19 protein-coding genes and 2 pseudogenes are annotated in these 21840 nt (G+C 68.7%); 9 read left to right on the top strand and 12 right to left on the bottom strand.

Going from position 1 to position 21840, the window contains the following annotated elements; genetic code table 11:
* Positions 1–52: 52 nt before the first annotated feature.
* Entirely contained in the window at positions 53–3061 is a 3009-nt protein-coding gene (locus CV1CTNOD_RS04750; RefSeq protein WP_131784944.1) for a UPF0182 family membrane protein, read from the bottom strand.
* A gap of 96 nt (positions 3062–3157) precedes the next feature.
* Between CV1CTNOD_RS04750 and CV1CTNOD_RS04745 the strand changes: the two genes are divergently transcribed.
* Entirely contained in the window at positions 3158–3664 is a 507-nt protein-coding gene (locus tag CV1CTNOD_RS04745) for a PPA1309 family protein (RefSeq protein WP_131784943.1), read from the top strand.
* A 156-nt stretch (positions 3665–3820) separates the two neighbouring features.
* On the opposite strand, the gene CV1CTNOD_RS04740 is transcribed toward CV1CTNOD_RS04745, so the two are convergent.
* From CV1CTNOD_RS04740 to CV1CTNOD_RS04730, 3 genes are all read right to left on the bottom strand, one after another.
* Positions 3821–4861 (bottom strand): YlbL family protein, encoded by a 1041-nt coding sequence (locus tag CV1CTNOD_RS04740; RefSeq protein ID WP_131784942.1) that lies wholly within the window; start codon positions 4859–4861, stop codon positions 3821–3823.
* A gap of 111 nt (positions 4862–4972) precedes the next feature.
* Entirely contained in the window at positions 4973–5209 is a 237-nt protein-coding gene (locus CV1CTNOD_RS04735; RefSeq protein WP_131784941.1) for a hypothetical protein, read from the bottom strand.
* 57 nt (positions 5210–5266) lie between these two features.
* Positions 5267–5851, bottom strand: coding sequence for a molybdenum cofactor biosynthesis protein MoaE (locus CV1CTNOD_RS04730; protein WP_131784940.1), 585 nt, complete (start codon positions 5849–5851; stop codon positions 5267–5269).
* A gap of 321 nt (positions 5852–6172) precedes the next feature.
* On the opposite strand from CV1CTNOD_RS04730, the gene CV1CTNOD_RS04725 reads away from it, so the two are divergent.
* A complete protein-coding gene (locus tag CV1CTNOD_RS04725) occupies positions 6173–7585 on the top strand; it encodes a zinc-dependent metalloprotease (protein ID WP_131784939.1) in 1413 nt (470 codons plus the stop codon).
* 167 nt (positions 7586–7752) lie between these two features.
* Here the strand turns inward: CV1CTNOD_RS04725 and CV1CTNOD_RS04720 are convergent, their stop codons facing one another.
* Positions 7753–8553 carry an enoyl-CoA hydratase/isomerase family protein gene (locus CV1CTNOD_RS04720; protein ID WP_131765525.1) on the bottom strand — a complete coding sequence of 267 codons (801 nt, stop codon included), beginning with the start codon at positions 8551–8553 and terminating at the stop codon, positions 7753–7755.
* Positions 8554–8951: 398 nt separating this feature from the next.
* Between CV1CTNOD_RS04720 and CV1CTNOD_RS24400 the strand changes: the two genes are divergently transcribed.
* From CV1CTNOD_RS24400 to CV1CTNOD_RS04710, 3 genes are all read left to right on the top strand, one after another.
* Positions 8952–9113: a DUF5679 domain-containing protein gene (locus CV1CTNOD_RS24400; RefSeq protein WP_165034771.1), complete on the top strand. Its 162-nt coding sequence runs from the start codon at positions 8952–8954 to the stop codon at positions 9111–9113.
* A 330-nt stretch (positions 9114–9443) separates the two neighbouring features.
* On the top strand, positions 9444–10640 hold the full coding sequence (locus CV1CTNOD_RS04715) for a ThiF family adenylyltransferase (protein WP_131784938.1): 1197 nt from the start codon (positions 9444–9446) through the stop codon (positions 10638–10640).
* Positions 10641–10792: 152 nt separating this feature from the next.
* A complete protein-coding gene (locus tag CV1CTNOD_RS04710) occupies positions 10793–12598 on the top strand; it encodes an ABC1 kinase family protein (protein ID WP_131784937.1) in 1806 nt (601 codons plus the stop codon).
* A 381-nt stretch (positions 12599–12979) separates the two neighbouring features.
* On the opposite strand, the pseudogene CV1CTNOD_RS26290 reads toward CV1CTNOD_RS04710, so the two are convergent.
* Positions 12980–13407 (bottom strand): annotated as a pseudogene (locus CV1CTNOD_RS26290) (DUF5131 family protein); the annotation flags it as partial.
* A 32-nt stretch (positions 13408–13439) separates the two neighbouring features.
* Between CV1CTNOD_RS26290 and CV1CTNOD_RS04700 the strand changes: the two are divergent.
* A pseudogene (locus CV1CTNOD_RS04700) lies at positions 13440–13829 on the top strand (GNAT family N-acetyltransferase); the annotation flags it as partial.
* 216 nt (positions 13830–14045) lie between these two features.
* Here the strand turns inward: CV1CTNOD_RS04700 and CV1CTNOD_RS04695 are convergent.
* The gene (locus tag CV1CTNOD_RS04695) at positions 14046–14324 is read right to left on the bottom strand and encodes an SCO4848 family membrane protein (protein ID WP_131784935.1); all 279 of its coding nucleotides are present in this window, start codon (positions 14322–14324) and stop codon (positions 14046–14048) included.
* A 104-nt stretch (positions 14325–14428) separates the two neighbouring features.
* Between CV1CTNOD_RS04695 and CV1CTNOD_RS04690 the strand changes: the two genes are divergently transcribed.
* On the top strand, positions 14429–14728 hold the full coding sequence (locus CV1CTNOD_RS04690) for a DUF433 domain-containing protein (protein ID WP_131784934.1): 300 nt from the start codon (positions 14429–14431) through the stop codon (positions 14726–14728).
* On the opposite strand, the gene CV1CTNOD_RS04685 is transcribed toward CV1CTNOD_RS04690, so the two are convergent.
* The 5 genes from CV1CTNOD_RS04685 to CV1CTNOD_RS04665 all read right to left on the bottom strand — a co-directional run bounded on the left by CV1CTNOD_RS04685 (position 14718) and on the right by CV1CTNOD_RS04665 (position 20240).
* The gene (locus tag CV1CTNOD_RS04685) at positions 14718–14900 is read right to left on the bottom strand and encodes a hypothetical protein (protein WP_131784933.1); all 183 of its coding nucleotides are present in this window, start codon (positions 14898–14900) and stop codon (positions 14718–14720) included. The two genes, CV1CTNOD_RS04690 and CV1CTNOD_RS04685, sit on opposite strands and share 11 nt — an antisense overlap.
* Entirely contained in the window at positions 14897–16555 is a 1659-nt protein-coding gene (locus tag CV1CTNOD_RS04680) for an alkaline phosphatase family protein (RefSeq protein ID WP_131784932.1), read from the bottom strand. Before CV1CTNOD_RS04680 ends, CV1CTNOD_RS04685 begins: the two co-directional genes overlap by 4 nt.
* A 376-nt stretch (positions 16556–16931) precedes the next feature.
* Positions 16932–17207, bottom strand: coding sequence for a WhiB family transcriptional regulator (locus CV1CTNOD_RS04675; RefSeq protein ID WP_206442960.1), 276 nt, complete (start codon positions 17205–17207; stop codon positions 16932–16934).
* Positions 17208–17394: 187 nt separating this feature from the next.
* Positions 17395–17664 carry a hypothetical protein gene (locus CV1CTNOD_RS04670; RefSeq protein WP_131784931.1) on the bottom strand — a complete coding sequence of 90 codons (270 nt, stop codon included), beginning with the start codon at positions 17662–17664 and terminating at the stop codon, positions 17395–17397.
* 263 nt (positions 17665–17927) lie between these two features.
* Complete coding sequence (locus CV1CTNOD_RS04665; RefSeq protein WP_131784930.1) at positions 17928–20240, bottom strand: ATP-dependent DNA helicase UvrD2; 2313 nt, start codon at positions 20238–20240, stop codon at positions 17928–17930.
* A 95-nt stretch (positions 20241–20335) separates the two neighbouring features.
* Here CV1CTNOD_RS04665 and CV1CTNOD_RS04660 point away from each other — a divergent pair, with 95 nt between their 5' ends.
* Positions 20336–20575 (top strand): mycoredoxin, encoded by a 240-nt coding sequence (locus tag CV1CTNOD_RS04660; protein ID WP_131765516.1) that lies wholly within the window; start codon positions 20336–20338, stop codon positions 20573–20575.
* Positions 20576–20687: 112 nt separating this feature from the next.
* On the top strand, positions 20688–21776 hold the full coding sequence (locus CV1CTNOD_RS04655; RefSeq protein ID WP_131784929.1) for a GAF and ANTAR domain-containing protein: 1089 nt from the start codon (positions 20688–20690) through the stop codon (positions 21774–21776).
* Positions 21777–21840: the final 64 nt, after the last annotated feature.

Genomic DNA, 21840 nt, shown 5'->3' with positions numbered 1-21840 from the left:
ATTTCTCGATCGGCTGCCAGCCGGCTGCCGCCGGCAGGCTCCCACTCGCCGGCTACCCGCTTGGCGCCCGAGCCGACGCCGTGCTCGCCGGTGCGCCGGGGAGCAGCACGCTGGTAGGAGCCGCTGCCGGCGCGGGAGTCGACGGCGGGGGGGCGGCCGGCGCCGGCTGTGACGGAGAGGAAGGAGAGGGCGACGGCGAAGGGCTCACCGGCGATGACGGTGCCGCCCCTGCCAGCCGCGCCAACCGGTCCAACGCGTCCGACAGGTCCTTCTGCGCGGTGCCGTAGGCGGTGAAGTCGGGGGGATCCTTCTTCAACGCCTCCTGCCCGGCGGTGAACGCGCGGTCGGCATCGGTGATCGCCTGCCGGATCTGCGGATCGCTCGTACTGCTCGGCGGAACATTCCCGCCCGTTCCCGTCCCGCCTGTTCCCGCGCTGGGTGGCCCGGTAGCCGTGCCGAAGACCTGTCCCAGCGCCTCGCTCAGGGTCGGCGCGAAACCGATGTTCTCGCCGAAGACCGCCGCCACCCGTTGCAGGGTCGGATACACCGCGTTCTCCCGCGCCTGGACGTAGTACGGCTCGACATAAAGCAGCCCGCCCGCCACCGGCAGGGTCAGCAGGTTCCCCTGGATGGTCCGCGAGCCCTGGCCCCGCAGCAGGCTCAGCTCCTGGGAGATCTTCGCATTGGACTCGATGAGGTTCTGTACCTGGACCGGCCCGTTGATCGTGACGCCCTTGGGTAGCTGCAGGACCTGGAACTCGCCGTAGTTGCCGGGATCACTCGACACCGCCATGTAGGCGGCGAGTTTCGACGATCCCCGCGCCAGCAGCGGGGAGGTCAGGTTGAAGCTGGGTTGCGACTGCCCGATCAGCTGGCTGTAGACGTAGAACGGCGGCTGTGTCTGGTTCTGGTCATCCGGGGACGGCGAAACCGCCCAGAAGTCCTCCTGCGAGTAGAACTCACGCGGATCGGTCACGTGGTACGAGGCGATGAGATCCCGCTGCACCTTGAAGAGGTCCTCCGGGTAGCGGAGATGGCTCAGCAGGGACGCGGGAATGTCCTTCTTCGCCTTCACGGTGCCCGGGAACGCCTTCATCCAGGTCTTCAGGACGGGATCCGCCTCGTCCCAGGCGTAGAGCGTGACGGTTCCGTTGTAGGCGTCGACGGTGACCTTCACGGAATTACGGATGTAGTTGACCTCGTTCGCGGCCTGCCCGGGCCGGTTGGATGCACGGTTGGTCACCGCGTCCGCGGTCACCGAGCCGAGCGTCCGACGTTCGGCATAGGGATATCCGTCGGTGGTCGTGTAGCCGTCGAGGATCCATGTCACCCGGCCGTCGACGACCGCCGGGTACGGGTCGCCGTCCAGGGTCAGCCAGGGTGCGACCTTGCTCACCCGGTCACGCGGGTTACGCACGTAGAGAATACGGGAGCTGTCAGTGATGTCACTCGACAGCAGAATGTTTTTTTCCTGGAAGCGCAACGCGAACAGGGCCCGGCGCAATGTCGAGCCGATCGACACGCCACCGTCCCCGTCGTAGCTTGTCGTCGCCTGGCTGCCCGAGGTGGCGCCCGGTCCGTCGATCTCAGCCTGCCGGGTGCCGACGATCGAATAGTCCGGGGACATTTCGCCGAAGTAGATCCGGCTCTCCTGCACGTTCAGCGGGCCGATCGGCGGCAGGTTCTGCTCGGTGAAGACCGGGCGCCCGGAGCTGTCGACGGTGTTCGCCGGCGCCGCGACAAATCCCTTGCCGTGGGTGTACGTCAGATGCAGGTTGATCCAGTTCCGCTGCTGTTGCGCGAGACCGTTCTGATCGAGTTCGCGGACGGAGAGCACGTAGTCCTGGGTGCCGCTGCGCCCGTCCGGGCCCGCGACGGTGTAGCGATCGATGTCGAGCGAGGCCGGGAATCCGTAGTATCCGCGGATCTGCTGGAGCTGGTCGTAGGTCGGGGACAGCACATTCGGGTCCAGCAGGCGGGCATTGGACAGCGTTGCCGAGTCCGCGCCGAGCTCGGTGGTGTCGGGGGTGTTGGCCGCGTCGTAGGCCTGCGGTCTTATCCGGTCGATCCCGTATGCGGAGCGGGTGGCCGCGATGTTCCGGGAGATGTAGGGCGCCTCACGGGAGGCCTCGTTCGGCCGGACCTGGAACTGCTGGACGATCGCCGGGTAGATACCTCCCACCACCAGGGCGGACAGCACGAGTATGCCGGCGGACAGCAGGGGCAACGTCCATCCCCGCTGGAAGATGTTGTAAATGAACAACACCGCGCACAGCAGTGAGATGAACAACAGGATGAGCTTCGCGGGAAGTACCGCGTGCGTGTCGGTGTAGGACGCTCCGTTCACCGTCCCGCGTGAGGAGAAAACCAGCCCGAAGCGATCGAGGTAGTAAGCCCACGCCTTCAGCAGGGCGAGCAGGCCCAACATGACGGATATGTGCGCCTTCGCCGCCGACACCACCCGTTCGCCCTGGGTCTGCAGCCGTATACCGCCGAACAGGTAGTGCGTCACCAGTGTTACCAGCAACGACAGCACCACGGTGGTCAACAGAAAGCCGAGCAGGAAGCGCTGGAACGGATAGGTGAATGCGTAGTAACTGATGTCACGGTGGAACTGGGCGTCTCGTTGCCCGAAGGACTCGCCGTTGCGCCACAACAGCCAGGTCCGCCACCGACCGGATGCCGAGATACCCGCTACGATGCCGAACAGGATCGAGACCGCGAGCAGGATCGGGACCATGTACGGTTCGATGGCGACCCGGTAGCGCTCGAGATTCTGCTGTTCGAGGGAGAGCGGACGGACCGGTGGTCGCAGCTTGTACGCGAGCGCCAGGTTGGTGCCCACCGCGGCAGCCATCAGCGCACCGAAGACGACGAAGAGCAGTATCCGCGTTGACAGGGCGGTCTTGAAGACCTTGCCGAAGCCGACCGACCGGAAGAAGAGCAGGTCGGTGTAGACCCGCGTGAAGACGCCGAGTAGAACGATCAGAACAATGACCACGACCAGAGTGGGGATGAGGATGCGGGTACGCGCCACCAGTGGTCTGCGGGCTGCTGCCACTCGCTCCTCCTTGTGTCGGGGGCACACGACCGGGTTGTCCACCTGGGAGGCAACCTACGCCAGTGCCCGACTGGCACCATCGGAGAGGATGGGCTAGTGAGCAGCCCCGACATCAGTGAGTTGACTTCCGTCGTGCTGGAGGTCGAGCGGCACGTGGCCGATCTGGGCTGGGACCAGCCCAGTCAGGTCTACGCGCTGGCGGACACGTCCGAGCTCGTCGCCCGTGAGCCGACCCTGGCCTCGCACATCGGCGAGGTCGTCCCCGGTTCACTCACTCCGGTCGAGCAGGAGCCCCTGCCCGTCGGACGCCTTGACGAGGTGCTGGCCGGCATCGGCTGGCCTCCGGAGGTCCTCGGCTGCGTCCTGGTCACCGAACTCGTCGTGCTGCCCCCGAGCGCCGAACAGGAAGCTCCCTACGAAGAGGTGGACATCGAGATCTGGGCGGCCAACCATCCCGAACGCCAGGACGTGCGGTTGGCGGTCGGGGTGACCCGCGATGGGCAGCATGCGTCCTGCCTGCGGGTACGCGGGGAGGAGGAGCTCGTGGTCGATCCGGACCTTGCCGACGGCCTCGTGGACGGCCTGCTCGCAACCTTTCACTAGTGACTGGGGATCTGGGCTCACCAGCGACCGGGAGCGAGAAAAACATGATCGTGCCGTCTTTGCCCCAGGCCAGCACTTCCGCTGACGGATCGGCCTCCGGCGCTGGACGCCGGAGGCCGATCGGAGGACCACCGTAGGAGGGCAGCTGCCCGGTTCTCAGCAGCTGGGGACGTCCGCCTGCGGATTGCCGGCGAGAGCGTTCAGATCGCTGATGGCGTCCTTCAACGTTTCGACCCGGACGAGCCGGAGACCGGCCGGCGCGGACTCCCGGGCGTCCGCGCAGTTCGCAGCCGGTACGAGGAAGGCCACGGCGCCGGCTTGGCGGGCGCCGAGGAGCTTTTGCTGGATGCCTCCGATCGGCCCGACCGTACCACTGGCGTCGATGGTGCCGGTGCCCGCGATCGTCCGGCCGCCGGTGAGCTGCTCGGGCCCGAGGAGGTCGACTATGCCGAGAGCGAACATCAGCCCGGCGCTCGGTCCGCCCACGTCCTTGAGTCTGATCTTCACCGTGAACGGGTAGCTGTGTTTCTCGGTGGTGATGATCCCAATAGCCGGCCGACCCGCGTCACCCGGCGCGGGCACCGTCGTGATGGAGGTCTGCGCGGGCGCGCCGCTGTCACGAACGTAGGAGATGGCCACCGGCTGCCCGGGGCGGACGCGCGCTATCGCGTCCCGCAGCTGCTCCTGCGTGGAGACGCCGGTGCCGTCCACGGATACGATCACGTCACCCGGCAGCAGCTTGCCCTCGGCGGGTGAGTGCTCACCGAGCTGATGGACGACCACGGACGTTCCGGTTGCGGCGACACCGATCTCGCCGAGAGCCGCGGCGGTCGCCTGATCCTGCGAATCGATCATTGCCGCGGTGTTCTCCTGGCGGATCTCCTCATCGCTGGTGCCCGGTGGCTGTACCAGTTCCCGGGGCACTACGGCCTGGTCACTGTCGAGCCAGCCACGGACCGCGCCGAGCACGTTCAGCCGGGGAACCTCCTCGACCGTTGTCAGCTCAAGCTTCCCCGAGGTCGGATAGGTCTGCCGGCCATCAATTTCGATCAGCGGCTTACCGTCAGGACGCCCGAGCGTATCGGTCACCGGCCCGGGTGACAGCAGCACGAACGGCACCGGTAGCCACAGACCCACGACCACAAGCAGCAATGACAAAGTGGACGCAACAATGAGTGTCTGGATACGCCGCGTCATGTCCGCAGTCTAGCGGGCTGAAAAACGCACGATCATGACCCTGTTCCGCGGTTTCACGCGCGCGCAGGCCCGAGAAACTACCCCGCACGAGGGATCCACAGCGGGTAGAAGCTACGGCGCGTCCGGTGGTCGCGGGTCCGGTAGCCGGGTGCCAGCACGGACCGCCCAGTTTCGATCATGAGCGGACGGATCACGCGACGAGTGCAGCGGCCGCGCAAGAGCGGCCATGCTACGCCGGTAACCCTCGACGGTGATCAACGCTTCGGGTCGACGTTCAGGACGCGAACGCAGGACGAACCAGACAAGAGTCATCAGGACGGCGATCGGCGGAATAAGCAGGAACCACATGGCGGCCTCGGCGTCAAGATGGGAAAGGGGGAGGCGACCATCATGATAAGGCCACGTTCAGCACGCGCCCACCCACTCCGACGAACCGTCCAGAAAGACCTGCCGCTTCCAGATCGGTACCTGGGCCTTGACTTCGTCGATCAGCTGACGACACGCCGCGAATGCCCCGTCGCGGTGCGCGGCACCCACCGCGACGACAACGGCGATGTCACCGACGTCGAGCGGACCCGTCCGGTGGGTGACGGCCACGGCCAGCACCGGGTGCGCGTCGGCTACGCCGGCTGCCACCCGTCCCATCTCGGTGCCGGCACTCGGGTGGGCCGTGTACTCCAGTTCGGCGATTCCACGCCCGCCGTCGTGGTCACGCACCGTGCCCACAAAAAGCGCGACTCCGCCCACGTCCGGCCTGTGAACGGCTCGCAGGCACTCGTCGACCGACAACTCCTCCTCGCGGACCGCCGCGAGGAGGACCCGTCCGGCACCTGGCCGTACCGCGCCCGGCCGTCCGGCCGCTTCGCGGTCAACGGCTTTGAGATCAACAGTCGGGCCGGCAATGCGACCGTCGCCGACCGCATGGTGGTGGTGGGTGGTCACGCCGCGGGCGCCGGGCAGCGGGTCCGGTCCAGCACAGATATGGCCCATGTGTCCGACCGTAGGGCAGGCACCCAGCCGCTGTCGGCTTCGCGCCGGGCTGAGACACCGAAGACCCGACGACCGAAGAACCGACAGCTGAAGAACCCCCTACAGAACTGACGGCTGAAGGCCTCATGGACAACCGAGGACAGCAGCGGCCGTAAGGACGAACCGTCCGGCTCGCGGCTCCCGCGGCGGTCGCCGCCCGTCCCGGTGGTAACCCCGGTGATGTCGTTTCGGCATCGCCGGGAAAACGCACTACCGTTGGTGCATGTCCGGATCCAGGGTCCATGAACCGCACCACACTTCCTCCCGGCAGGGACGACGGCGATGAGCGGCGGCTTCCCGTTCGGGTTCACCCCGAGCGGTTCGTCCTCGGGTGGCGCGGGCGGCGGCTCCGGCATGCCGTTCGGCACCGGAGCCCCGTTTTTCGCCGAACTCGAACGCCTGTTGTCCTGGCACGACGGTCCGGTCAACTGGGAGCTCGCGCGCCAGGTCGCGGTACGCACCCTCGGCGACGCGGACCGCGCCGTCTCCGAGGCCGACGTCGAGGCCGTCCGCCAGGCGATCCGGCTCGCCGACGTCTGGCTCGACCCGGTGACGCCCCTTCCCGCCGGAGCCACGACCGCGCAGGGGTGGACGCGGGGCAGATGGATCGAGGTGACGCTGCCTGTCTGGCGGACGCTGTGCGATCCGGTGGCCGCCCGGGTCGCCGACGCCATGCGCGGCGGTATCTCCAGCGGGCTCGCGCAGATGGGTGACGTCGACAGCGGGCTACCGCCGGAACTCGCCGCGCAGATCCCACCCGGCATCGACCTGAGTCAGCTCGCGTCCGCGGGCGGCCCGATCATCCAGATGATCAACCGGATCGGCGGGATGCTGTTCGGCGCACAGGTCGGCGAGGCGATCGGCCTGCTCGCCAGTGAGGTGGCCTCCTCCACCGACGTCGGGCTGCCGCTCAGCCCGGCACGCACGGCCGCGCTCATACCGGCCAACGTCGAGGCGTTCGGCTCCGGCCTGGAGGTCGACCCCGCCGAGGTCCGGATCTATCTGGCATTGCGCGAAGCCGCGTCCCAGCGCCTGTATGCCCATGTCCCGTGGCTGCGCGCGCACGTCCTCGGCGCGGTCGAGGAGTACGCGCGAGGCATCACCGTCGATCCGAACGCGGTTTCGCGGGCGATGACAATGCTCGACCCTTCCCGGCTGATGGACCCGGCGAGCTTCTCCGAAGCGCTCGGTAGTGACGTCTTCGACGAGGCGACCACTCCGGAACAGGCCGCCGCGCTGACCCGCCTCGAGATGATCCTTGCGCTGGTCGAGGGATGGGTGGAAACCGTCACCGATGCCGCCGCGGTGAAGAACCTGCCGGCGGCACCCAGACTGCGGGAGATGATACGCCGGCGTCGGGCCGAGGGCGGGCCGGCCGAACAGACCTTTGCCACGCTCGTTGGCCTCAACCTGCGTCCGCGCAAGTTGCGAGAGGCAGCCACCCTGTGGGACGCCGTGGGCGAGGCCAGGGGAATCGACGGACGCGACGCCTTGTGGGCCCATCCCGACCTGCTCCCGAACACCGACGATCTCACCAACCCGCAGCGGTTCGCCACTGGCGACACCACCAGCACGGTGGGTGACCCCATCTCGGAGCTCGAACGGCTCCGAGACACCCCGGCCCAGGACGAGCCACCAGGGCCGGAAGGAACACACGGCACAGATCCGCCCGATGGTCCGCGCGGCGGTCGTTGACCGCAACTGCCATGCGGCCATAACTTGACGGGCACGAAGCCCCCGGCTACCGGAGGACCCTCCAGAAGGGGAAGCTGGAGAGCTCGACCGCATGCCGGGGGTTTCCTCCCCACCCGGTGCATGCCCCCACCCGGTGCATGCCGCGCGACACTTACCGCGTCAGATGGTCAGCCAGCTGTGACCACTGGTGCGAACGAAGGCGACCGCCGGTCCAGCTGCGCCTGGATCCCCTCGGCAGCCTCACCGTTGGCCATGGTCGTGGCCTGGGCGAGTGCCTCCCACTGCAGTACCTGTTCGAGGTCGTTCTCGCCCGTCAACGCGACCTTGGCCAACCGGGTCGCGACCGGGGCCGCCGAGGCGATCCGAACCGCGCTCTCCAGTGCGGTGGCGACCAGATCGGCGGCCGGCACCACCGCATTGACCAGACCGACGGCCGCGGCCTCCTCCGCGCCGACGACCCGACCCGTAAAGATCATTTCTCGGGCCCGGACCACCCCCACAGCCTCCGGCAACAGCCGGGTGGCGGCCATCCCCGGATGCATCCCCAGCCGGGTGAAGGGGGCGGAGAAGGTCGCCTCCTCGGAGGCGAATCGCAGATCGCAGGCAAGCGCCAGGCACAGACCGGCGCCCACCGCGGCGCCGTTCACCGCGGCAATCGTGGGCACTTCCACCGATCTGATCTTCAGCCACGTCCGGTAGAAGGGGAGCATCTTCGCACGCAACCGGTCCGCCCCGGAGTCGCCGTTGCGCCGCGGGTCGATCCAATCGAGATCGCCACCCGCGCAGAATGCGCGGCCCTGCCCCGTGACGACGACGGCCCGCGCGGAAGGATCGGCTTTGATCGTGTCCAGCGCCTCCGACCACGCCTCGGTCAGCGCCACGGTCATTGCGTTGCGCCGCTCAGGCAGGGCCAACGTCAGCAGGATGACACCGTCGGCGGGACGTTCGACCAGCAGCGGTTCGGACACAGTCGGCTCCTGAAAGTCTGGACGGCCAAAGGCGGCGCGATCATGTTTTTCGCGCTGCCGGAGGCCCCGGTCTCCGAGTTGCCAGAGCCAAAGGCAGCGCGATCATGTTTTTCGCCCCCCGTCGGCGACCCTCCCGAGGGTAGAGGCTCACAGCTTCCGGCGCTGCGAACATGACCACGCCCGCACCGCTTCCACCACGGCCCACCACAGCCGCAGGACCTGTCACCGAAGAAAGAACCACTGCGGGACAACGGAAAATCAGCCACGGCATCTTCCGGGGGGCGACACAAAACAAGATCCTTGACTTGAGGAGGATGGCTCCAGGTCGGCCGTTCAGGCCGGCCTTCTTCGTTGCGAACCCGCGGTCCATCAGCGAGCGCCGGCAAGAGGGAGAACGAGTGGCAGAGACGTTCGAGGGCTACTGCGTCAAGTGCAAGGAGAAACGGCATTACCAGGGTGAGGTGCGGGTGAGCGACTCCGGACGCCGGATGGCGCGCGGCACCTGCCCGGTCTGCGGAACCACGATCAACAGAATCCTCGGCAAGGCTTCATCCTCATAGATCTCCAGGGCCGCCGAGCGCGCGACAAACCGTTATCGCGCGCTCTTTGACCGGCTCACACCTGGCGGCAGGGCCGCCGGCCGAACCGATACCGGACGATGGTGTGTCGGCTCGGCCGGCGGACAGGGCCGGCGTGACGTCGCGAAGCACCGTCACGGACCGACCGGCGGATGCCCGCACAGGACAGTCCGGCGGAAGTTATCCACAGCTACCGTCACCTCCTCCCCGACACCAGTGGTATATCCACAGAAAATGGACATATGTCCATAATGGGAAACGGCGTGAGACCATTTGATCACGATCCGGTCACCTTCTGTCGGGGAGGACGCGATGCGCCCCATCCTCAAGCCCGGTCTACGCCGGCTCTGGCGTGACGGGTCCACCCTGCAGATCGGCGTCGACCCGGCACGGGCGATCGTCCTCGGTGGGCTGACGGCACGAGACGCGTCCGTGCTCGACCTGCTGGACGGCACCCGCTCCCGCGAGCAGGTACTGAGTTCGCTGGACGCCACCCGGGCGGAACTCGTTCTTCTGCTGGAGAGGACGGGCATGCTGGCGGACGCCGGTCCGACCGACCGGTCACCACCACCCTTGCTGGACCAGGAGCGCCTCCAGCCGGATCTGGCGGCGATGTCCCTGGGTTCGACCGATCCGACACACGCCCGACGCGCGATGCAGGCCCGCCGCCGGGCACGGATCCAGGTCCGCGGAGCGGGCCGGATCGGCGCTCAGGTAGCGGCTCTGCTGGCCGCCGCCGGGGTCGGTCACGTGGTCGTCGACGACACCGGTACGACCCGGCCGGCCGACGTCGCGCCGGGCGGAGCCCGTCTCGACGACGTCGGGCGTCCGCGTTCGGTTGCCGCCACCGCGGCAATCGCGCGGGTGACGCGTCCCCTCACGCCACGCCTGCTCCGGCACTCCACGCCGTTCCATCCCGATCTGGTCGTCGTGACGCCGGCTGGTATACCGGTCGTCCACCCACAGGAGTCACTTGAGCTGGAACGCTCCGGCATCCCACACCTGCTTGCCGGTGTTCGTGAGACAACCGCGGTGATCGGGCCACTTGTACTACCTGGGGTGACATCATGCCTACACTGCCAGCATCTCCGCCGCCGAGGCATGGAGCCGGCCTGGCCACTGCTGGCCCTGCAGATGTCCCGCCGTCCGGACACGGGGGTTGACGCCTGCGACGTGACGCTCGCCGCCGTCGCCGCCGGGCTCACCGCCATGCAGGCACTCGCTCTTATTGATCACAACAACCACGGCGCCGGCCGTCACGACCAGGCTCAGGGGCTGGGGCAACTGCGTCAGCCGGCGGCCGAAGAGCTGCCCACCATCGACGGGACACTGGAAATGACGATTTCCGACCTTCGGCTCCGGCGCCGATCGTGGTCGATTCACCCCTCGTGTCCTTGTCATAGTGCTCGGCTGCTAGCAGCTGCATGCACCGGGGATGCCGAGGACAAGCCGGCGGGCGGGGATCCGGACGAGGTCACAGCCTCCGATCGGGCGGATCGGAGGTTGTGACCGAGTGAACCGGACGCTGTGGCCGGGCGGAGCGAGCACCATCCAGGGGTCGCCACCCACCGAACCTGCCGTCATCATTACAGTGAGTAGTATTAAGGCTGCAAGCTACGATCCCTCCCGCCTCCCGTCCACAGAACAGGCACGATGGAGTTGTGTCCGAAATCCCAAAACGCGCGGTCGTCCGCACCGCCAAGCTGGCGAGCCTTCCCCTCGGCTTCGCCGGGCGGGCCACGATCGGTGCGGGTAAACGGCTCGGCGGACGCCCCGCCGAGATCGTCGCCGCGGAACTGCAGCAGCGCACCGCTGCTCAGATCTTCCGTGTCCTCGGCGAGCTCAAGGGCGGCGCGATGAAGCTCGGGCAGGCTCTGTCGGTCTTCGAGGCGGCGCTACCCGAGGACGTCGCACGGCCCTACCGGGCGGCGCTGACGAAGCTGCAGGACACCGCACCCGCCCTGCCCGCGGCTTCGGTCCATCGCGTGCTCGCCGGCGACCTCGGCGCGGATTGGCAGGCGAACTTCCTCAGCTTCGACGACACCCCGGCCGCCGCGGCGAGCATCGGCCAGGTGCACCGCGCCGTGTGGGCGGACGGACGCGAGGTCGCGGTGAAGATCCAGTATCCGGATGTCGGTCCGGCCCTGCTCGGCGATCTCACCCAACTCGGGCGCGCAGCGCGGCTGTTCAGCGCCATCGCCCCTGGTCTGGACATCAAGCCGCTGGTCGCCGAACTGAAGGAACGGATCCTCGAGGAGCTCGACTACCGCCTGGAAGCAGCAGGGCAGGCGGCCTTCGCCGAGGCGTTCGACCACGATCCCGACATTCATGTGCCCAGGGCCGTCGCCGCGACCGATCACGTGCTGATCACGGAGTGGATCGACGGCAAGCCCCTGTCAACGATCATAAACAGTGGCACGGACGCCGAACGCGACCGGGCCGGGCTGCTGCTTGTGCGCTTCCTGTACTCCTGTCCCGCGCGGGTCGGCCTTCTGCACTCCGACCCGCATCCCGGTAATTTCCGGCTGCTGGCAGACGGCCGCCTGGGCGTCCTGGACTTCGGCGCGGTCAACCGCCTTCCGGACGGGCTGCCCGAACCCATCGGCCGGCTCAGCCGGTTGGCGCTGGAAGGCGACGCGGACGCGGTCATGGCGGGTCTGCGGGCTGAGGGTTTCATCCTGCCGACGGTGAAGATGAAGGCGGCGGACCTCCTCGACTATCTGGTGCCGCTTCTCGCACCTGTCGCCGCCGAGGAGTTCCGCTTCTCCCGCAACTGGCTGCGAGGAGAGGCCGTCCGGCTGGGCGACCCCCGCTCCCCCGCGGCCCAGCTCGGCCGCCAGCTCAACCTGCCCCCGTCCTACCTGCTGATCCACCGCGTCACCCTGGGTGCGGTCGGCATCCTGTGCCAGCTTGGCAGCGCAGGGGCGTTTCGTGCCGAGATGCAGCGCTGGCATCCCGGCTTCGCCCCGCCGGGGTCGGCAACGGCCGAACACGCGGCCTGGGCGAACCAACCCGGACGCGAGGTACCGGCGCTCGCCGTCGAGATGGACGCCGATGTGATCCGGCCGCTCGCGTCCGGATCCCCGCACGGGTTGTTCGTCCCGGCACCGCTGCCGGGGACTCCGGCGCCACCGTCGGAGGCCTCGCCGGCGGGCGGCACCGATGACGGCGACGGCAGCGATGACGGTGGCGCCGATCCGACACGACCCGTCGCGGAGCAACCGACGCCGGCCGGCGGCACGGCAGGCGCACCCGCCCCGCGAACGCCATCCTCCGGTGCCGGCACTCCGTCCAGACAGCCGAAACGGGCCAGGCGACCCAGGCAGCCGAAGGTCCCGGCGCCCAGGCCACGCGACGCCAGCGACGAACCGGATCTTCCCGCCGCCACGACACCCGGTAACGCCCGGCCCGGTAACGACAACTCCGGCACACGAAACCCACCCGAAACAGCCGCCGAAACCACCTGAGCCACGTCCATCCCGCAGTACGAAGTAGCCACACGTTCGGCCTTGGACCTGCTTGAACTCTTCTGGTGCATAGCCGACCGGTGGCGCCGCTACCGGTCGGCTATGCACCAGGACCGGCCGATCGAGGAGACCACCGCGTCGAGGACCTGCGAAATTCATGCGGAAACCGCCCATCCAGCGGCTGGAAACTGACAAATACGAAGGTCAGCCGGCCACGCAGACGGGTCGTCCGCCTTACCGCGCGCACCGTGTCCCCACCCACACATTCGGCAGCACGACGGGCATCCGCGGCACGTCCCGCAGATCCTCATCGTCGGCCCAGCCCTGCTCGGCAGCCTCGATCAGCATCCGGACCCGCTGGTCGCAGTCGGCCCACCTGGCAAGCCAGGCCCGCATCCGCGTCGGCCGCTTGGTCAGGACCTGGTAGGTGTGGATCGCTTGCCGATGGCGCCTGACCGGCAAGAGCCCCGGACCTCCGGCGACGTCCAGTACATCGTCGTCCAGACCGCGGCAATAAACGCACCGGGCACTTGATCACGTCCGATAAACAAATCGGACATGCTGTTGACGAATACCCGCCTGGACTTGCGCCACGTTAACGGCCATGCCAGCCGCTCCGGCCGCAGACGCAGGTCGAAGCCCTGCTCGAACGGATGGCCGGGGACACCCCGTCACCGCTCCGCGAACGTCTCCGCATAGCAGTGATCACAACCCTCGGAGACCTTCACGCACCCGGTCACCGGATTCCACGTCGCCCCGGCTACACCGTCGTCGCCACGCGTCCACTCGATCTTTGTTGAGGTGCTCATGACCACACACCCGCGGCGAACTTCGTGCCAGTGAGGCGTGGTTGCCTGCGCTCTCGCTCGTCGCGACCAGCACCGCCGGCGAGGTCATCGGCCACGCTCTGCGCACCCGCGGCAGAATCGACACAATCCCGGTGCTCGCACTCGGACCGCTCAGCGTCCGGCCCGACCAGCAGCGACGCCGGGTCGGTCACGCACTCATGCACGCCGTGCTCGGCGCCGCCGACGCGCTCGACGAACCGCTGGTTGCTCTGCTCGGCGACCCGCGCTACTACTCCCGATTCGGCTTTGTCCTCGGCGACGAACGCGGCATCACTCCGCCCAAGCCCGAGTGGCGGTCGCACTTCCAGGTACGCGCTCTGACGGCCTGTGACCCATCGCTGCGTGGGAGGTTCGCCTACCCCAAACCCTTCGACCGGACGTGAACTGGTGCAGAGAAGACCGCGGGTCATTCACTGAAGCCTCCTTTGTCGGTAGACGTGAGAACCCCGAGAATTTACCCCGCCTCGAAGAGTCACCGGGAACGGAAGAGTCACCGGGAACGGAGGCCCCGCTCCTTCATCGCATCAGATGGCCTGCCGATCTCATCAGCGCAGGTTGTGAGACCACACTGTGGCATGACCGTCTTGAACTCGAAGAGCTCAGCGGCCTGAGTCGATCAAGGCACGATCGGACGAAGCTACACGGGTGGTGTCGCCACGCCGGCCGGCGCGCACCCCGCGGATGCCGAGCCAGCCGACGGCTGTGCCGATCGCGAGCGAGACGACCGTCAGGACCAGGTGGACGAGGAAGAAGCCGGTCGGACCGTCGTCCCAGGAACGATCGTCCTTCCAAACGTTCTTGAGGAACGTGGGCCAGATGATCCACGACCACACGCCAACAGCGATCAGGAACCAGGACGCACGCTTCGACAAGGTCACCCCTCCAGCTTCGCACTCCTCACGCGCATGACGCTGTGGCCTTCCCCGTCGGGCCAGTCTCCGAGGTTCATGATCGCCGTATCCTGAGTTCGGGAGGAGAAGCCGTGCGCTTCACCCGCATCACCGTGAACCCGGCTCAGATGGGCGGCACGCCCTGTATCCGTGGGCTTCGCATCCCGGTCGCCACCGTCATGGGGATGATCGCGGACGGCATGTCCGTCGACAAGGTGACCAACGAGCTGCCCGACCTCGGCAGAGAGGACGTCCGCGAGGCTCTCCGCTTCACCGCCGAAGCCATCCTCGAACGTCAGCTCCTGGCCCCGCACTCAGCCCTCCGATCAGTAGACAGCCCTTCCACCAGAGCTGACGCACTGACCGGAGGCTCCAAGAAACCTAGATCATAATGTCGAACTCGCTCGGATCTCCTTGGAGAGGAAACGAAACCGCGGAGAGGCATTCGCTCTCCGCCTCCGCCCGACTCGCTGTGCCACCACCGATGGTGTGCAGCGCCGGGACACGAAAATGCCAATTGCCGGCTTCGTCGTCGAAGAAGAACTCCGCACGCAGCCCGCTCATCGGCCTCGATCACGCCTCTCCGGCGGGGCACCGAGGTAGAGAAAGCCGTAAGCCTCGTCGCGAAAGGGGATACCGGCGGCGCGCAGCGCCTCGTCCCAATCCCCCGTGCACGCGGGATTCGCACCTTCGCTGCCGTGGTCCGCGGTCAGCAGGATGGCGGTGTCGTCGGCGAGTCCACGGGCTTCCAGCAGGTCGAGGAAGACCCCGAGGCGCCGGTCAGCATCGACCATCGACGCCCGGGCCTGCGGCGAATAGGGCCCGCCCCCGTGGTGCCCGGTATCGGTCACCGTGGTGTTCCACCAGGTGAACGCGGGCGGCTCCGCCTCCTCACCCCACAGTTGGCTGACCTGCGCAAGACCGAGTGCGTCCACCTGCGTCGACCAGGCGTAGTCCGGGTCGGCGGCCACCCACTCCTGGGTCGCGTGTGGGTCGTCCGACGCGGACGGCAGATGCTGGCCCAGCCCGCCGGCACCGTCGGTACTGTTCATCGCCCGGACGACCCCGAACGTCGAATACGTCGCGCCCCGGTCGATCGGCTCGTTGACGCAGGCCGTCGACACCCCGGGCCGGGAGGCTGCGATCGCCTCGAACACCGTCCGCACGCCCGGCCGGAGCTGCTCGCAGGCCACATGCCAGGTGGCCGCGTCGTTGGCGACGATCCGGCGTCCGGTCTCCCGGTCGAAGTAGACGTTGTTCAGGATGCCGTGCCGCCCCGGGCCGACACCGGTCAGCGCGCAGGTGTGGTTCGTCAGGGTGACACTGGGGAACTCCGCAACGGCACCACCGGTCAGGGCAGCGCCCCGCGCCAGCAGACGGGCGATCGCCGGCAGTTCGCCGTCGCCGGCCATGTTCAGCAGGTCGTTACAGTTCACGCCGTCCCAGAGCAGGCCGACGACGTGACGGGCACCGGGCACGCACAGGTCCGCGAGGGCCCGGCCGTCGACGTCCAGGCCGTCCGCACCCGTCATGGACGCCCCGGCCAGGTACGCCAGGGTTGGTGCGACGTCGATGACGCGGGCTGAACGCGCAAGCAGCCCCCGCCTGCGGACGCCGGCCCCGGACAGCAGCAGCGGCGCTCGGGACTGGCCGGCGTCCAGCGACCCGTGCTCGCCGAGATGCCCCCCGCGCCGCGGCCAGTGGTGCGCGGCGCTGTGCACGACGACGACGTCCGGCGACCGGGCCGGATCAGCGAAGACCGACGCGAGCCGCGCTCCGGCGAACGGGTAGGAGTTGCGGTCGTTCGGCGGCGAGGGGTCCTTGCGCGCCAGGCTCAGGGGGACCCCGTGCATCGGATCCTGAACGGCCACCGGATCACGACCACGCAGCACCTCCCAGGGGCCGCTCGGGTCGGTCAGTGACAGCCGCGAGGCACCGTCCGCGTTCGCGACATGGAGCCATCCGCCCTCCACCCAGGCGACGAGGTCCACGATCCCGGCGAGATCCGGCCTGGTGAGGACCGCGACCACCGCGGACAGCTCGCCACCGCCGGCCCTGCGAAAGGGTGCACCACCGGGACGACCAAGGGATGCGCCGTCGTGCCGAGCAGGGTCGTTGCCGGACGCCTGGCCTCCCGATCGCTCGACGGCGACGTCCGCGGCGATGGAAATCCCCGGAGCGCCGATCCGGGCCGCCTGGGCGGGCTTGCTGCTGGGCACGACCGAACACTACCGGCACCATATGGCCCGGCAGGAAACACACACGTCAACATCTTGCGATCACATAACAGACGACCCGGCGGATCCGTACGCCGACGCTGCCCTCCTCCGCGACTCCGCCGATGCCCTACGCCAGAGGTCTCCGGGTCGGTTGGAGGCCGGCGTCGATCGCCGGTGGGTCCCGTGGGCTGAGCAGGCTGAATCCGGCGTCGCCGGCGGCTGCGGCGAGCCGGTCGTCATAGGTCATATATCACAAATTTGTGGCCACATACCTTCCAGTACATGCAACGCCGCCACCGCCCGGGGTTCCTGCCGGATGGACGCAACCGATCCGGCAGGAGCCCCGGGACACACGCCGTAGGACGCGGGGAGAGCGTCAGGCCGCGACGCTCTTGCGGGGACGGCCACGGGGCCGCTTGCGTGGGACGACGGCGCCCGTGACAACGAGCTCGCCACCCCACACGCCCCAGGGCTCGCGCCGGTCAAGAGCAGCGGCCAGGCAGGCGTGCCGCAGCGGACAGCCACCGCAGACCGCCTTCGCGGATTCGACGTCCTCGGGGGACTCCGCGAAGAACAGGTCCGGGTCGACGTCCCAGCAGGGCAGCGCCAACCGGTCCAGCTCGATCCGGGCAACGATCGAGGGGTCGAACACCGGTGTCACCTCCGGCACTGAAGGAAAAAGGATCGGTCGGGGACGGTTCGGTCGGAACAGTCAGATCGGAATAGTCGGTTCGACCGGTTCAATCGGTTCGGTTGTCCCGGCGGATCGGATCGGGAGACGACAAAGGCCGCGGTTCCCGTCAGGGATCCGCGGCCTCGGTCGGCGCTCGGTTGGCTTGTCAAACCAGGAGCAGACCTCGGGGTGGACCCGGGACGTACAGCGTGTGGCGGCGCATCGTCGATGCTTGGATGCGGGCATCCGCGGTCGGGGTGTGGTGCGCGGCTGCGTCAGCCCAGCGCGGACCGTCGGCAAACCCACGGGTAGCTCGGAAACCGGCGGACGCAAGGACGTGCTTGGACGTCACGGCCGCGGCCAACCGGACCGCGCTACGCAGGCCAAGCGGATACGCTCGGCGCACGAACACGGCGACGATCCCCGTCATCCTCATGGGGATCACCTCCTTCGCGTTCGTGTCGGGCGTGGACTGGGCACACTCAGCGCCCATCAGCACCGTAGAAGCCGACCGGAACGGTCGCAACCTATTTTCTGCGTTTCCGATCAAGTACCTGATGTAGTCGAGAACCTAACTGAAGGTAGCACGATCATCGCCGCTCTGGCGGCATCACCTGCGACGGGACGGCGGATGATCCCTACCGGGAAGGCGGGGTTCCCGCCAGGACGGCAGCGGCTGGGACAGCGGGGCCGGTATCACTATCCGGCTGGTTCGGAGCCGGGGACCCCGGCGGAAGGCGACGAGAGGGATCCGGGCGGTTCACGCCCGTCAACCAGGGCGAGCACGTCCTCGCCGTAGCGGTCGAGTTTGGCCTGGCCGATTCCAGGGATGCCCACCAGCTCGGCGACGGAAGTGGGCCGGTGTTCGGCGATCGCCAGCAAAGTCGCGTCGGTGAACACCACGAAGGCCGGCGCGCCCTGCTCCTTGGCCCGGGTGGACCGCCAGGCACGCAACCGGTCGAAGAGCGCCTGATCGACGCCGGACGGGCAGTCGTCGCACCTGCCCGTCCGGGCGGCCTGGCCCACCAGCGGACGCCCACACACCCGGCAACGCACCGCGGAGCGGCTGCGAGACCGCTGCGCACCAGCGCCATCCGCACCAGTGCCCGCCGGCCCGCCGGCCGACGCACTCGCCGACGTCGCCGAACGGGGCACGAGCCCGTCGAGGAAGCGTGACGGCCGGCGAGACTTACGGCCGCCCTCGTTGCGGGCAAGCGCCCACGACAGCGCCAGATGCTCCCGTGCCCGGGTGACACCGACGTAGAGCAGGCGCCGCTCCTCCTCGATCTGCGCCGGAGTCTGCGCATGGATGATCGGCATCGTCCCTTCGACCAGGCCGACCAGGAAGACCGCGTCCCACTCAAGGCCCTTGGCCGCGTGCAGGGAGGCGAGCGTGACCCCCTCGACGGTGGGAATGTGCTGGTGGGCGGCACGGTCGGCGAGATCGGCGACGAACCGGTCGAGGGTGGCCCCGGGGTCGGAGACCACCATGTCGTCTGCGAGCCGCACGAGCGCGGCCAGATTCTCCCAGCGTTCCCGCTGTGCGCCCGAGCCGTTCGGCGGATCGTTCCCCCGCCATCCCAGCGCGGCGAAGACCTCCGCGACCTCGGCCGCGAGACCCTCCGGCCGGTCGGTGTCGGCCGACCGTGCGGCCGCCCGCAACAGCCGGACGGCCTCGGCGACCTCCGGCCGCGCGAAGAACCGCTCGCCGCCCCGGACCAGGTACGGGATACCGGCGGCGGCGATCGCGGTCTCGTATGCCTCGGACTGGGCGTTGACCCGGTACAGCACGGCGATCTCGCTGGCCGGCACGCCCGCGTCCAGCAGCATGCGGATGCGGCGGGCGACCGCGGCCGCCTCCTCGGGTTCGCTGTCGAATTCGGTGAACGCCGGTGCCGGGCCGTCCGGACGTTGCGCGACCAGCCGCAGCGGTTCGTGCCGGGACGCGGCGGGAGCAGCACCCACGGCCGCGCCCGATGCACCCCGTGCGCCCGATGCCCCCGGTGCGCCGGCAGTGCCACCGGTGCCGGTTCGCGCGACCAGCCGGTTGGCCAGCCTGACCACCTGCGGCGTGGAGCGGTAGTCCCGCACGAGGCGGACCACAGGGGCGTCGGGGAAGCGCCGGGGGAAATCCAGCAGGTAGCGGGGAGACGCCCCGGTGAACGAGTAGATGGTCTGGTTGGCGTCACCGACCACGCAGAGACTGTCCCGCTCGCCGAGCCAGGCGTCGAGCAGGCGCTGCTGCAACGGGTTGACGTCCTGGTACTCGTCCACCACGAAGTGCCGGTAGCGAGAGCGCAGCTCCTCGGCGACCCAGCCGTGCTCCTCGATCACGGCCGCGGTCAGCAGCAGCAGGTCGTCGAAGTCGAGAACCCCCGCCTCCCGCTTGGCCTCCTCGTAGGCGGTGTACAGACGGGCGATCACCTCGGGCGGGTGCGCCGCCTCGCGCGCCGCCGCGGTCGCGGCCGCCGGATACTCCTCGGGGGTGAGCAGGGTGGCCTTGGCCCACTCGACCTCGGAGGTGAGATCCCGAAGCTCGGTCCGGCTCGGCGACAGGTGTATCCGGTTCGCCGCCTGGGCCACCAGTGCGATCTTGCTCTCGACGAGCCGGGGCAGTGCGGCTCCGGCAACCTTGGGCCAGAAGTAGCCGAGCTGCCGTAGCGCGGCCGCGTGGAAGGTACGCGCCTGGACGCCGTCTGCATCGAGCGTCCGCAGGCGTCCGCGCAGCTCCCCGGCCGCGCGTGTGGTAAAAGTCACAGCAAGTACCTGGCCGGCCGGGACCGTGCCCGAAGCGACCAGATAGCCGATCCGATGAGTGATCGCCCGCGTCTTGCCCGTGCCCGCACCGGCTAAGACACAGACCGGGCCGACCGGGGCGAGCACCGCCCGACGCTGCTCCGGATCGAGCGCATCGGCCAACCACTGCCCGGACATGCCCGGCCCGCCCTCGAACGGCGCGTCCGGCACCAGCGGTACCGCGGGCACCGGGTCATCGACGGTCGCACGCGCCATGGGAGGAACGGTAGCCGCCGCCACCGACGGGAAGCGACCGGGCCGCGCCGTGGTTATGAAGATTTGTTCTGCCATGGCCACAGAAGGGACCGTTCGTGCTGACGATCTATACCACGTCGTGGTGCGGCTACTGCACCCGTCTCAAGCGCCAGCTCGACCAGGAAGGTATCCCGTACGAAATGGTCGACATCGAGCAGAACCCACAGGCCGAGCAGATCGTTCGAGCGGTCAACAACGGCAACGCAACTGTACCCACCGTTGTCTTCGACGACGGCACCGCGATGACGAACCCAAGCTTGCGCCAGGTTACCGAGAAGGTCGCTTCTGCCGCATAACGGATACTCCAAGTAACAGACGCCAGCAGTCGCGCGCCGACTTGAGCCCGTAGAGCTTGATCGGGGGACGGTCTCCGTCACTGCCCGTGAAGTTTGTGGGAGAGTTCGGGCTGTGTCGTCAGTACCTTCAGCACCTACGTGGAGCGCAGTCGATGCCGCGCTGCAGGCCGCGGGCGCCGTCCATCAGATGGAAGCGACGGGCTTCGTGGTCCTGTCGGGCTCGACCGCGACCTACCAGCGGACGGCAGGAACCCTGCCCGGCCTCGACGCGGGTCTGACGCTGCCCTGGAGCGAGACCGTCAGCACGCGGGTGCTCGACGGCGCGCCCGTCGCCCTGGCGGGCGTCAGCGACGATCCCGCGTTCGCGGGGACGGACGAACCGTCGCGCCTGGGAGTCCGCAGCTACGTCGCCATGCCGGTATTGGGCGACGATGGACGGTTACACGGTCTGCTTGTCGGACTCGATCGACAGCGTGTTACCATCGCCACGCCCGCGGTCACATTGCTGCGAGGCATCGCCGACGCCCTGGGTGCCATCGTGGGTGAGGCCGAACGCGTCGAGGCAGCCGAACGTACGGAGACCGCACGCCGTAAGCCACCGTCGGCTCCGACCGCGCAGCCGGGCGGAGCCGCGGCCCGGCCCGCGCGTCCGGGGCCGGCCCCGGACGGGCCGCCCGCCCGGGGCTCCGCGGTCACGCCCGCGGCGCCGCCATCGCCCACCGGGCCCTCACCGACCGCTCGTCCCGAGCTGTGCTTGCGCCGGGCCCCGGTCGGATGGATCGTGGAAGGCCCCGCAGGCGAGGTCCGACCGGTCGGTGACCTGTTGTCCGCGATGGTTCTCGCCGACCTGCTCGCCGAGGACCTCGCTCCACCCGGCCGGCCCCGGCGTCCCGATCACGACCTGACCGAGATCGAACAGCTGCGGCTGTCGGTGGTGCAGCTGGAGCACGCGCTCGCCTCACGGGTCATCGTCGAGCAGGCAATAGGCGTACTGGCCGAACGTCACCGTCTGCGACCTCGGGAGGCGTTCGAGCGGCTCCGGCGGACCGCTCGCGGCATGGGACGACGCGTACACGACCTCGCCCGGCAGGTGGTCGAGTCGGTCTCCGACCCACGGACGGTCCTACCCGGGGAACTGGCCGGTCGCGGTGGCAGCCCTCCCCGACCGGCACCGCCGCGGCCCAACCAGTCCCGTCACTGACTCCGACGGCTACGGGCCGGCTCCGGAGCGGTTCGGGGCTGGTCCCGGAACCGCGGCTGCGGAC

Source organism: Protofrankia symbiont of Coriaria ruscifolia, from assembly GCF_900634745.1.
Lineage (GTDB): Bacteria > Actinomycetota > Actinomycetes > Frankiales > Frankiaceae > Protofrankia > Protofrankia californiensis.
Note: the sequence above shows the minus strand (reverse complement) of the source record. Positions and strands in the feature narration are given on the sequence as shown.